The following is a 13,642-nucleotide window of genomic DNA, read 5'->3' as shown; positions in this document are numbered from 1 at the left end:
AAAGATTATTAAGCTGAATTACAAAAAAAATAAAGTAAAAACATTGAAGACACTCAGCAAACTTAAGCAGGGGAAGACAATATTGCTGAGGCTTCAATGAATTCCTCATCATGCGACGAGATATCTGTATAATGAAATACTTGGTAAAAAGTTCCAAAAAATATTATCCCCTTTACGTCTTTTCATACTTCTAGCTTATAGGAATGAAAATCGATTGCTTGTAGCATACGACCATTTTCCTTTAACCAAGCACGATATGTTTTACTGTTTGGGTAAAGTTTTTCACAAAGAGCCCAAAATTTTGGCCCGTGATTCATTTCAATAAGATGGGCAACCTCATGCGCAACAACATATTCAACAACCTCTTTTGGCGCCATAATAAGGCGCCACGAGAAAGAGAGGTTTCCTCTTATGGAACAAGAACCCCAACGACTTTTCGTATCTTTATAACAAATTGACTTCACTTTACGCTCTACTTTGTGTGCATAATAACCCACTAATGGCGTTATAATGAGCGCAGCTTGTTTTTTTAAAACATCAGCAATACGTCTTGGCAAATATTCTAATTGACCATAAACAATAATTTGAGGCTCCTGCCCCATATCCCCTGTAACGATTTCTGTGATTCCACGTCCTTTCTCATGTTTTATAGTATGTGCAATACCTAATATAGGAATCGTTGTCCCTTCTTTGAGATAAGAATTCTCATGAGAAATATGTATACGAGAAAGACGTGCTTCAATCCAAGATCGGTGCTTCTCAATAAAATCTTGAACAGAATAGGAGCTTATCGCTGGTGGTGTTGTTATACAAATCTCCTGACCACTCGCATCAATACGTAATGTAAGACGGCGCGCGCACTTATTTTCGCGTACCCGTAGAGGTATAACCTGATCAGAGAAAATAAAATGTTCATAAACACTCATGTATTATATCTTTATGTTGATAAATTTGGCCTTTATCTTGCATTAATGTGGTCAATCAATGACCGCAATGCTGTTTCAAGACACTTTAAATCTTTTGGACGAGAAAAACGATGATCTGCATCACGAACAAGTGTCAATGTTACATCTTGTAAAGGTAAATGATTCAATAAATTTAATGTATGCTGATAGGGTACCATATCATCTTCCATCCCTTGGAGAATATGAATCGGGCAGCCAACATCAATGCATCCCTTCATAACACAATTATCTCGTCCATCTTCAATCAACGCTTTTGTAAAGGGCATTGGCTCCTCATCATCATTAGCCGCAGGTCGTTCAACATATCCTTTTTCTTCTAAAATTTTCCATCCCTCTAAGCCTAACTCTGGTTCCACCAAAGTTTGTGTAAAATCAGGAGCCGGTGCAATTAAAACCATGCCCGCAAGCGTCGTGTTTTTCTGTGCTAGCATCATAGCAAGCCTTAGTGCAATCCACCCCCCCATAGAGGAACCAACCAAAATTTGCGGTCCTTCACAATAGGTTTCAAAAACCACCAAACTTTCCCTAACCCAACGCGAAATCGTACCTTGAAAAAAATCACCCCCAGATTCTCCATGACCAGAGTAATCAAAACGCAAACAAGACAAATCGTTCTGCTGAGCAAACTGATCAATCAACAGAGCCTTGTTTCCTAACATATCGGATTGATAGCCAGAAAGCCAAACTAAACCAACAGAGCCGTGACCTTTTCGATGGCGTACTGCAAGAGGAGTACCTTCAAATGAAAAAAATTGGCACGGAATATTTTGATCCATGATTCTTCTCCTTTATAAAGTATTTTTATTATTAAAGGGAAAATTTCTATCCTTAAAATCATAAATCAAATATGAAAAAAGCACAAATGCTAGTTGTTTTTCTGTGTATAATTGTATATTAAGTGGCATCGTAGATAATTCAAAATTAAGGAGCATAAACCATTCGCAAAACGTTTAAAATAACGCCCAACCAAAAAGACGGACCACGTTCAAATCGAGATATTCGGGTTCCTCGTGTGCAACTTATCAATGATGAAGGACAACATCAAGGGGTTGTTGCAATACAAGAAGCCCTTGCTATGGCTGCAGAAGTTGGGCTTGATTTAGTTGAAATTGTACCAAATGCTGAGCCTCCCGTGTGTAAAATCATTGATTTGGGTAAATTAAAATATCAGACCCAAAAAAAGGCAGCTGAAACACGAAAAAAGCAAAAAATCATTGAAATTAAAGAAATTAAGATGCGTCCAAATGTTGATGTTCATGATTATGGCGTAAAACTCAAAGCCATTCATCGTTTCATTGGTAACGGTGATAAAGTGAAGGTCACTTTGCGTTTTCGTGGTCGTGAAATGGCACATCAAGATCTTGGATTAAAACTTCTTCAGCGGGTTAAAGAAGATACAAGTGAAATTGCTAAAATCGAATCTGAACCAAAACTTGAAGGCCGTCAAATGATGATGGTGATAGCAGCTAAATGATTTTTTGTTGAAATCGTATAATAAAATATCTAGAGTGCATGTACAGGGCATTTTACAAGCATCATAGGATATTGTTGTGGTGCTTTTTAATCGGATGGTGAATGTAGTTAACCTCTTTATTTTATAAAAAAGTATTTTCTCGAAAGAATGAAATAGCTTGAAGTAAAAATGCTTCAAGCTTGCATAAAAGAACGATAAAATATAAAAACCCTTCATGATAAAAAAACAAATTTCCGCTTTTGATAAGCACCTTGTTATTCGTCTTTTGCGAGAAAATTTTCGTAAACATGCGCGTTGGTATGGTGCTGCTATTTTTTCAATGATTATTATTTCTTGCACAACCTCTGCCAGTGCATGGATTATGCGTGACGTTGTCAATTATATCATTGAGGGGAAGAATTTTGCTATGATTGCTTTAATTTCTAGCATCATCGCTTTCATTTTCATTCTCAAAGGAATTGCTACTTTTGCCCAAATTTACTTTTTAAGCAAAGCAGGTAACAGTATCGTTGCTGAACAACAGCGTAAAATTTATGCGCGTCTTATGGAACAAGGAGTCGCTTTTTATCACAATAATACTTCATCTGATCTTCTTGTCCGTGTAACCCACAATGCTACAGCAGTACGTAATATCATTGATACAATTATTACAACTTTTGTGCGTGATTTGCTTTCCGTTAGTGGCTTATTGCTTGTTATGTGTCTTCAAAATTTTATCTTAATCGCCATTACTTTAATAGTAGGACCACTCGCTTTTTTAGGAGTTCGAATGGCTTTAAAACGTGTTCGCAGCCTTGTCGAAAAAGAACTCCTTTCACTTGGTGAAATTATCAAAATTATACAAGAAAGTTCTATCGGCATTCGAGTTATCAAAGCTTTTTCATTAGAAGATCTCATGAAAAAACATATGAACAATGCTATTAGTCATGTTGAAAAACAAGCAAACACTATTGCAACACTTCAAGCCATTACAAATCCGATTATGGAAACACTCGCTGGTATTGCTATTGCGGGTATTATCTGTTTTTCTGGCTATCTTGCGACCCAACGTGCAGGTGTTCAAGGTGAATTTATGTCCTTTATTGTCGCCTTACTTCTTGCTTATGAACCTGCAAAAAGGCTCGCAAATGTACGAGTCAAAATTGAAGCTGGTTTGGTTAATATTCGCACAATGTTTGAGATACTAGACCATCCTCTTGTGGTTATAGAACATGAAAATGCTAAAGATCTAGATAAAACTCAAGGAAGCATCCGTTTTGAAAATGTTTCTTTTGCATATACAGATAAAAAAATGGTGTTGAAAAATATCAATCTAGAAATAGAACCTCAAAAAATGACAGCGTTGGTGGGTCCATCGGGTTCAGGAAAATCAACCCTTATTAACCTTATTATGCGCCTTTATGACCCAACAAAGGGACGCATTTTGATTAATAATCAAGATATTCGCTATACAACATTTCGTTCCTTGCGAGACCTAATGGCTTATGTAGGACAAGATACTTTTCTTTTTCAGGGAACTGTTAAATATAATATCGGGCTTGGCAGAGAGGGTGCCAGTGACAATGACATTATTGAAGCAGCAAAAACAGCCAATGCTCACGACTTTATTATGGAGCTGCCAAATGGCTATGATACACAAATTGGCGACAATGGCTGTAATCTTTCAGGTGGACAAAAACAACGACTTGCTATCGCTAGAGCAATGCTTCATGATAGTGAAATTCTCATTCTTGATGAAGCAACAAGTGCATTAGATTCGCCTACAGAAGCACAAATTAATGAAGCACTTTATCACCTCATCAAAGGACGCACAACTATTATCATTGCCCACCGCCTTTCAACAATTGTTCGTGCTGATAAAATTGTTGTTATAAAAAATGGGCAATTAATTGAACAAGGTAGCCAACAAGAATTACTGGCAAAGGAAAATGGTTTTTACACAAAACTTCATAATATCCAATTCAAAAAACAGAAACCCTAATCTCTAAACTTTAAATTAAGATTTCAGATCAGATAAAAAATGCAAAGAGGTTTATCCCTTTGTAAAGAAGCGAAAGATATCCTCTTTGAAATACAGCCATGAGAAAAAATCATAGCTTATTGAAAATAACTTTCTAAAATTGGTATAAAAATCAAAAATCTTATTTGTAATCTTGTTAAAAAAATTCACTTTATTTTTAAAACAGAAAAATTCAATATCGAGAGTTTCCTATTTCGTCAAATAAATAGTGAAATATTTATAAAATGTTATGAAATCTCATATGCATGAAGAGAGTTAATATGCAAATTTAGAAAATCTTACCAAGGACAATGATAGTAAAACTGTGGTAATGCCGTTTGTATCTCCATAAGCGTAACAAATGCTCGTGCTTGATAGATTTTAAATTCTACTATTTGTGGATAATTCTGGTGAGATGGTATTGAGAATACCAGGAAATGTAAAATATATATAAATGAAAAATACAATGATATACTATTTTTCATAAAAGATGGAATTCTGATTAAAGAACACAATAAATAAAAAAATAAAACATTTCATATCTAGCTTTTTCTGTTGTGAAATTCTTAGCCTATACTTCAATATTTCTCCAAAGGAGAGCTTTAAGTATATAAAATTTAACCAATGAGAATTTGAAACCTGTAATTTTTAATAATCTCTTTCGTAAAATATACCAATACTAGAATTTTTTTCATTTCCTATGGCACCTTTCGCTTTAAGATGACGCGAAATATCCAAATTAATTGTTCCCTTCGTCATTCCATTTGATCCTGCTTCAAAACCTAAATAAACATTGTTGTGTATATAGTGTCCAATACGTAAGCCGGTATTCCCCTTTTCATCAACGATAACATCAAGATCATTAAGACCAATTTTAGCCCGTAGAGTATTCAATAAAGATGTATTAGAAGCACCTGCAAGATCAGCTGCGGCTGCTGCAAGCTGGGCAATCTGAAATGGTGATAGTTCATTAAGAGAGCGATTAAAAATCAAACGTGCCAAAATTTCATCTTGCGGCAAATTTGGTTGTGAAGAAAAATTAATGTTAAGATCATCAATCATTCCACTTACAGTAACAGTGACGTGAATATCTCCACTATTCTTATTTGCCACAAAATAAATCGTGGGATTAAGATTACCGCTAAAACTCGCGTGCCCTTGATAAAAATTAAGACGCTGTGAAAGAATGTCAAAACGTCCCCGAATCATCTGAAACTCCCCAACAGGATGCACATCATGCAATGGACCTGCTATGTTAATGTGTCCTCCCAATTCAGTATCTAACCCTCTACCACGCACAAAAAATTGATTGCGCGCCGTAATACGTATATTTGATAATACAACAGATGAAGACTCCTGAGAGATACCACGATTTGTGTTGGTATCTTTAACATCAGCACGTTCAAGCGTTTTCTGAATCGATTTTGTTAAATTTTTATTTTTTATATCAAGAAACTTTGCATTGTAAAAATGATCGGGAACAAAAATCTCAGCCTTTTCAACTGTGATATCACCACCAATAACAAGATTATCTAAAAAATCGCCCGTCATTGTCATATTTCCTGACAATGTTGCAAGAATCATAGAACCATCATTATAATTAGCGTGGTCAAGATAAAATACTAAATCTGGCTGCAGATCACTCGTGATACGACCTGAAACAGAAATTGCCCCTCCCTCAGATGAAGAAGCTGAGGCTTTCTCTATCAGAATGTGATCGCCATTTAGTTTGCTTTCAAGCGTTACATTGTGCAATCCTAAATTGGTTTTTGAATCAAAAAAGCTACCATTAGATATAGAAAAATTTCCCAGCAATTGCGGCTTATCTAATGCACCATTAAGAGTGGCATCAATTTTAGCAATACCCATCACATGCGCACCATGCTTCGCTAATAAGAGATCAACAAAATCAAGAGGCATGGTACCCTGAACACTCAATTTTGTCCCTGAATTGTGTAAAGTAACAGGCCCATTTATAGACAGATCTAATCCTTTATCTCCCGTTGCTACCATTTTTTCAATACGAAAAGCTGATTTTTTGTAAGAACCACGCGTATTTATAGTGAATAATATAGGTCCTTTATGCGTCATAGCAGTTAAGTTTTGACTAGAAAACTCAAAATGAGCAGAGGGGTCCTTTATTGTTCCATCAATATTAACTTGACCTATAATCGTTCCTCCAAGAGCTTGCCCTTCAATAAAATTATTAATCAAACGTGCAGAAAAATCATGCAAATTAACATGGAGATCAAACTTGTCTTTATATAAAGACATATGCCCCTGTGCTTGTGCTCGTACTCCTTCCCCCGTTAAATTTGCATTTAAAGTAAGGGTTTGATCTACCGTTTTACCTGCAGTAGTAAGCATAAAAGGCATTATTTTTTTGTTTTGCAGTGCAACAGTTGTCAATCCTTCACCTTTTATATCATAGCTCACATCAGGTTTTTCTAAGTTACCACGGATCATAACCTGCCCTGTTACTGTACCAGATGCTCCAAGATCAGATTTCCAGAGATTGACTAACGCCACAGGAAATGTCTTCATTGTAAAGTTCAAATTAAGGCTATCTTGTATATTTCCTGCAAAGATAATTTTACCTCCGTCAATTGCAATTCCTAAGTCATTTACTGTTATTCCATCTTTATCAAAAACAATTGTAGCTGCTTTAGGCAATGTTGCATGAAGATTGCGTTGTTTAATATCTATGGTTTCAATTTGCACTTCTCGCCTTATACCTTCTGAAAGCTCCGCTGTAGCCATATGGCCAGAAAGCCGTGCGTTTGTATTATTAGGCAATACAGCCTGAACCGTAAAAACTGTTTGCTTATCCTTACTATTAGCTTTAGCATTTAGACGATTAACTATCATCAAAGGGGTTTGAATATGCTCTGCATTCATAAAACCCTCAAACTGTATCATACCAAAAGGATCAAAGATGTCCCCTTTGGCTTCTAACTTTTTAATTCTATTCTTTGCAAAGCTTAAATGGTCAACTTGAGCCTTTAAACTGGCTTTTTGCCTGCCATTTTTTTCATCAAAAACAAAATCTCCTTTTACTTTTCCACTGCCTTCCTGCAAAAATAACGCTGAAAGCACTGAAATATCATCAGCATCAACCTTCAAAGCACCTTTAACAAAACCCTCCGTTTGAGAAAGATTACCGGTTATTTTTGCATTTCCTCCTTTTATATCGATATTTTCAAGTTTGCCAATCTGATCAGAATCCTCAAAAGAAGCCGATAAATATAAGGGGTTCTTAGCAAAAGTTCCTTCTCCCTTTACAGAACCCGTTACAGAAGTAACAGACGATGTATTATCTACCAGTGTTTTCATCGTAAAGGTTGTATTCTGCAGCTTCTTTCCCATTAAAACTGCTTCAGCAATATGAGCCCGTGTATTAAAATTTATAATACTATTGTGCCCCCTAGCTGTGCTTTGGATCGTAAGGGCACCCTTTACTCTTGGATCTAATCTCGCAAGATCAGATATTTGAGCAGAGAAATCCATTTTAGCTTTCTCATTTGAAAAATACCCATCCGCCTTTATATCCGCGTATTGGCTTTTCAAATCCAAACTATGCAAAATTAAACACGTCGCATCATAAGCAGCACCACCTGAAAGCGTAAAATTTCCTTTGAAAAAACGATCAAAAGGTTCCATGCCTATTTTCATATCATCAGCTGTCCCTGACAATTGAAGATCAAAAACGCCACTCATTAAACCAATTGTTCCCTTAGCTGTAATATCTGCACTACCAGCAAATGCTTGTTTACTCAAGCGACTAAAAGGAGCAAGTGTTTGCGTTTTAAAGCCAAGATCACCTTTAAAAATAAAATGATCCATTTTTCCTTTTAACCAAGCAGAAAAACCCTGCCCCGTAATACTGAAATCATGAATTAAAACTGGTTTTCTAGAAAAAATATCCGTATCTAGATGCACATGAACTGTTTGGCCTAAATCTTCTTCCGAAGTATCCTTACGCTTTTCAATCCCTTTAAGTATTCCCTTAACCTGAATACCAACATGACGAGAAGCTGCATTATCAAGATTTTCGCTTACTCCCCCCATATCAAAAATCGCATCACGAATATGAATATTTTTATCCTTCACATGATGAACAACAAGCCGTCCATTCCAAGATTGTTTCCCCTCGCGACCATAATCAATATTTAAAGCAAGATTATCCACATACATTGGCACTTCTAATAGGGAATGCGTAACCCTATTTTCTTTATCAAAAGCCATTTTTCCATCAACAAAAAGCCGTCGCAAAAATCCATCTGCGGTAATTTCAGCATTCGCTATAACATTCATTGTTTCACTCTGAAGCGCTATACGATCAAGGTGTGTTATACCTTCTTTTGTCACCCTTGCCTCTGCTTTTAACGTTACATCAGATACGAAGAGGTTACGATATTGAGAAGGCATTAAAGAACCAAATGTGCCAACAAGCTTTGTAGAAAAACTGTGCCCTTCTGCAAAATTTGTAAGCATAAGATGGCCATCTAAAACAGGATGGTGATCAACTTCCGAATAAAGTTTGACAATCAAATCATCAAAAGTACCATCTCCTTTAATGGTGAGACTTAATGCGGGACGCTTTTCAAGTTTAAAAATATTCACCAAAATGCCATTTTGCGGTTCATTCGCAGAAATATCAATTTTAGCCGTACGGTTACTATCAGATATCTTCGTTAAAAGAGAAAAAGACCCTTGCGCATCTAAACGGTGAGCTGCTACATTAATATCAAAGTCACCATTTGTTAAGGTTAGATTTCCTTTTAAGAACATATCAGCCGAAAAACCAAAAAGTTCTTGTTCAAACGCCACATGTTGCGCTGTAAGCGTATCGATAGAAATGGCAAGTGGCAATTTTGGTAAAGAAATTTTTTCCGTCTCAAGAGAAGAAATAAGAGAAGAACCGCCTTGTGGTTTGCGTAAAAACATAATGCGTTCTACAGAAAGCTGGTTAATACTTATGTGCCCTCTTAACAATGCGAGGCGATTCCAATCCATTTTAGCATTGATAATTTTCAACCAAATACCTTTTTTATCACTTATTGTAATGGTATCAATTGACGTTTGAGAAGACAATGCCCCTTGCACATTATGCAAACGAACTTGGCGATTAGGTGTTGAAAGTCCGCGTTCAATGAGAGAGATAAACCATGAACGATCATCCATATGCGTTTGACTAGAGGGTGTATTGACTTCTCGCGCAAAAATAAAAATGCTTAATAAAAAACACAAAAGTCCAAATAAGAAAGTCCGTAAACGCATAGTTTTCTTCATTAAAACGCTTGTCCTATACCCACATAAAAACCAATGCGAGGATCACCTTTCTCTCGCTTAAGAGGAAAAGCTAAATCAACACGTAAAGGCCCAATATCTGTCATATAGCGACCTCCTATACCTGCTCCCCATTTCATTTTTTGAGGAAAATCAAAATGCACCTTTTCCCCTGCAAACCCCCCATCCAAAAAACTGACAAGCCCTATCTTATCATTTAAAGACAAACGTAGCTCTGCTGCCCCTTCAACAAGCGTTCGTCCACCAACAATAGCATCATGATCTGTTTTTATACCAATATTACGATAAGCATAACCGCGAACAGATCCGCCACCACCAGCAAAAAAAAGCGTATCTGAAGGAAGTTGTGCTGTATCACTCCCAATAATTGTACCAAGCTTCGCTCGTGCTGCAAAAACAAAACGATCCTTCTCATCCAATGACCAATAAGAACGACCTTCTACAGCCACTTTTGTCACCAAATTACCCAAGCGAATTTCATAAAAAGGTTCAATAATTACTTCTCCATACAAACCTTTCGTCGCATTAAACTTATTATTACGACTATCGTAAATCAAACCACTGGGTAAGCCAATTGTCGTAAAATTACGGCTCCCAAAATAAATATCGCGTGAATAACCATTAGAAACCTCTACAGCAATCTGTCCCGATAGATGACCATTAAAAACATGTGTTACACCGATCTTTCCTTTGATGGCTTTTGTTGTATAGTTCTCTAAAACATCTTGCTGCATTTTTAGATCTGTCCTAAAGTCTGTGTCGGGGGTCAATATGCCAGGCTTTATAAATGTAGCACCAAAAAGATAATCAAAATTTTTCAGATTATACGATTCTCCTTTGTTGCTGCCAATATTGCTTATTTTTGTTTCAAATTTAAGATGCTCCGCATGGCCAAAAAGATTATTATGCATCCAATAAGTTTCAAAACCAGCACCATCTAATGTTGAATAGCTACCACCTACACCAAAACGGCGGGGTTTGCGTTCTTCTAAAACAAGCGTAAGCGGTAAACTACCATCAGGGTTAATCATATCAGCTTCACGTATATTCACAGCACGAAAAACATTAAGCCGTGCAAGCCTCTCACTGGCCTTGGTTAGTGCATGAGAATCGTATTTTTGACCTACCTTTAATCCTGTCATCCAAGCAATATAATCTGAATCTATGTGTGGCTTTTTACTCACATTACGTACAGTTAAGGGACCATAATAAGCTTCTTGTCCACGATCAATGACAATCTGCGCATCAATGAGGTGTGCTGTATGATCAGCAACAACCTCACTTTTTATAACTTTAGTTTTAGCGTATCCTTGTCGACGCCATCCTTCAATCGCCCATCTTTCCGCTTTTAAAATGGTTTCAGATTTGGCAATAAACCCAACTTTATAACCTAATTCTTCAATTGTCGGCATTCTATTGAGTTTATATTTTACGAATGGAGCAACTTTATTGATGCTTGCAACATTAAAAACATATTGTGGACCGGCATCTATGGTAATAACAATATTGGATTGTGCTGGTAGTTGAGTCATAGAACTTAAATCAGCAGCTTCTAAACCATTAATCTTGATACTAATAACACCACCATAGCGTCCATCAGCATAAAGAGCAGAAAGAATTGCACGATAATCTGAACGGGCTTTCGCTAACAAACCAGAAGAACTAGACGCTTTATCTTTATCAGCAATAAGAGAAGAAACAGATTTGACTATTTTAATACCTTCTGATGGTGCACCTAATGGTGCAACGACATCAACCTTATAAAATTTCTCTGTACCGCTTATATTAGAAGAGGAACTTGTGTGCTTTTGAGAAAAAAAAGGAATGCCAAATAATTCAAATGCTGCAAGTGGCTGAGGAAAACTACAGATAAAGCAGAGAGCTATACATACACTGCGCATGGTTCCTGATTTAAAAAAATCTCCCGTTTGGTATACCATCAAATCAGATACCTTCAATAGATTTTACATCACTTTATACTATAAATAACATCAAACAAGAAAGATAAATACGCCTACCATGGATATTTCACATGTTTGATCACATAAAATAACAATTTTGCTTGCAATACATAACATCGCCCTCCCCTTGAACATTCATAAAATCTTGCACTATTTTGTAACCAAATAGCCGCGCTCCTTTCTTCCTACCACATTCATCTTCCTCATTATAAATCTTTTATTTCGCCGCATATAATTATGGTTAAATTTATGCAAATAACTCTCCATGAAAGCACTACAAAATCCGCACATGTATATAGATCTCTCCCTCCAAAAAACCATATATATATTGCTTGATTTTTATGTGCAAATATGATTGTCTTTTTCAAGTTTAAAGGGGGGGATAACTGATGATCGCGCGTGTCACAACTGTTGCTTTTCGCGGTCTAGAAGCAGTACCTGTCGATGTACAGGTGATGGTTTCCTCTGGTAAAATAGGAATGGCTATTGTTGGACTAGCCGATAAAGCAATTGCAGAAAGCCGTGAGCGTGTACAAGCAGCTTTTCAGGCTTGTGGCCTTTCTATGCCAAATAAACGGGTTACGATTAATCTTGCACCAGCTGATCTCCCTAAAGAGGGATCACATTATGATTTGCCCATCGCTGTAGGCTTAATGCTTGTTATGGGGATTCTTCCTCCTGAAGTCGCGCAAGATTACGTCATTTTAGGTGAATTGTCACTAGATGGTTCATTGACTAGCGTCAATGGTGTTTTACCAGCCGCAATGACAGCCTTATCACTCGATAAAGGCTTAATTTGTCCCTTTCAATGCGGACCTGAAGCAGCATGGGCAAATGCAGAGATGAATATTCTTGCTCCCGAAACTCTCCTTACCATGGTCAATCATTTTAAGGGAACCCAAATTCAAAAACGTCCACAGCCGCGTCAATATACGATCCAAACTGAACTGCCAGACCTTTGCGAAATTAAAGGACAAAAAACCGCTAAACGTGCATTAGAAGTTTGTGCTGCTGGACGGCATAACCTTTTGTTTGTCGGTCCCCCTGGTGCAGGAAAATCTATGTTAGCACAACGCTTACCTTCCATTTTACCACCACTTGACAGCCGAGAACTTTTAGATGTCTCTCTGATAGCTTCTATTACAGGAGAAACAATCCATAATACTCTTTCATTCCACTGCCCTTTTCGTGCTCCCCATCATTCTGCTTCTATGGCCGCAATGATCGGTGGTGGTCTCAAAGGACGGCCTGGAGAAGTTTCACTTGCGCATAATGGCGTTCTTTTTCTTGATGAATTACCTGAATTTTCTCCACAAGTTCTTGATTCTCTTCGTCAACCTTTAGAGAGTGGAGAATGTGTTATCGCCCGTGCTAATCACCATATCAGCTATCCTGCACGCTTCCAATTCATTGCAGCAATGAACCCTTGCAGATGTGGTATGGCTGGCGAAAAAAACTATGTTTGCGCTAAAGGAATACGTTGTCAAATCGATTATCAGTCACGTATTTCTGGTCCTCTGCTCGATCGAATTGATTTACGGATTGATGTCCCAGCGCTAACAGCTATGGATCTGATGCAACCGGAACAATCAGAAAAAAGCTGCGATGTTGCAAAGCGCGTCGCACGATGTCGTGCTATTCAAGCCAAACGTTTTACAACATTGGGTCTTGATCAGATTCGCACCAATGGCGACTGTCCTGCCAAAATTATCGAACAAATTGCCATACCTGATAAAAATGCTGCGAAACTCTTACGCGATGTGAGTGAAAAGATGAATCTTTCTGCACGCGCCTATCATCGCATTCTCAAAGTTGCACGTACCATTGCTGATCTCGACGAAGTAGAGCATCTTGCACGTCATCATTTGGCAGAAGCTATTTCTTACCGGTTGGGCACTGAAAGGTTGACTGCTTTTTTTTAAAGACAAAGAAT

Annotated in this window: 7 protein-coding genes; 3 read left to right on the top strand and 4 right to left on the bottom strand. The window is 37.3% G+C overall.

Features of this window, described 5'->3' with window-relative positions; translation table 11 throughout:
* Window positions 1–182: 182 nt before the first annotated feature.
* Together ABD909_RS03100 and ABD909_RS03095 are read right to left on the bottom strand one after the other, a co-directional pair.
* A complete protein-coding gene (locus ABD909_RS03100; protein WP_345096496.1) occupies window positions 183–926 on the bottom strand; it encodes a M48 family metallopeptidase in 744 nt (247 codons plus the stop codon).
* Window positions 927–958: 32 nt separating this feature from the next.
* Entirely contained in the window at window positions 959–1,741 is a 783-nt protein-coding gene (locus ABD909_RS03095; RefSeq protein WP_345096495.1) for an alpha/beta hydrolase, read from the bottom strand.
* Window positions 1,742–1,920: 179 nt separating this feature from the next.
* Here ABD909_RS03095 and infC point away from each other — a divergent pair, with 179 nt between their 5' ends.
* The gene (gene infC, locus ABD909_RS03090) at window positions 1,921–2,439 is read left to right on the top strand and encodes a translation initiation factor IF-3 (protein ID WP_345096585.1); all 519 of its coding nucleotides are present in this window, start codon (window positions 1,921–1,923) and stop codon (window positions 2,437–2,439) included.
* Window positions 2,440–2,653: 214 nt separating this feature from the next.
* The gene (locus ABD909_RS03085) at window positions 2,654–4,420 is read left to right on the top strand and encodes an ABC transporter ATP-binding protein (protein ID WP_345096494.1); all 1,767 of its coding nucleotides are present in this window, start codon (window positions 2,654–2,656) and stop codon (window positions 4,418–4,420) included.
* A gap of 666 nt (window positions 4,421–5,086) precedes the next feature.
* Here ABD909_RS03085 and ABD909_RS03080 read toward each other — a convergent pair.
* Window positions 5,087–9,730 carry a translocation/assembly module TamB domain-containing protein gene (locus ABD909_RS03080; RefSeq protein WP_345096493.1) on the bottom strand — a complete coding sequence of 1,548 codons (4,644 nt, stop codon included), beginning with the start codon at window positions 9,728–9,730 and terminating at the stop codon, window positions 5,087–5,089.
* The gene (locus ABD909_RS03075; protein WP_345096492.1) at window positions 9,730–11,688 is read right to left on the bottom strand and encodes an autotransporter assembly complex protein TamA; all 1,959 of its coding nucleotides are present in this window, start codon (window positions 11,686–11,688) and stop codon (window positions 9,730–9,732) included. The genes ABD909_RS03080 and ABD909_RS03075 overlap by 1 nt, the downstream gene beginning before the upstream one ends.
* Before the next feature lie 410 nt (window positions 11,689–12,098).
* Here ABD909_RS03075 and ABD909_RS03070 point away from each other — a divergent pair, with 410 nt between their 5' ends.
* Window positions 12,099–13,631, top strand: coding sequence for a YifB family Mg chelatase-like AAA ATPase (locus tag ABD909_RS03070; protein WP_345096491.1), 1,533 nt, complete (start codon window positions 12,099–12,101; stop codon window positions 13,629–13,631).
* Window positions 13,632–13,642 lie beyond the last annotated feature (11 nt).

This window comes from Bartonella acomydis (genome assembly GCF_039543025.1).
GTDB lineage: Bacteria > Pseudomonadota > Alphaproteobacteria > Rhizobiales > Rhizobiaceae > Bartonella > Bartonella acomydis.
The sequence above is the reverse complement of the archived record's forward strand: the minus strand, read 5'-3'. Positions and strand labels throughout refer to the sequence as shown.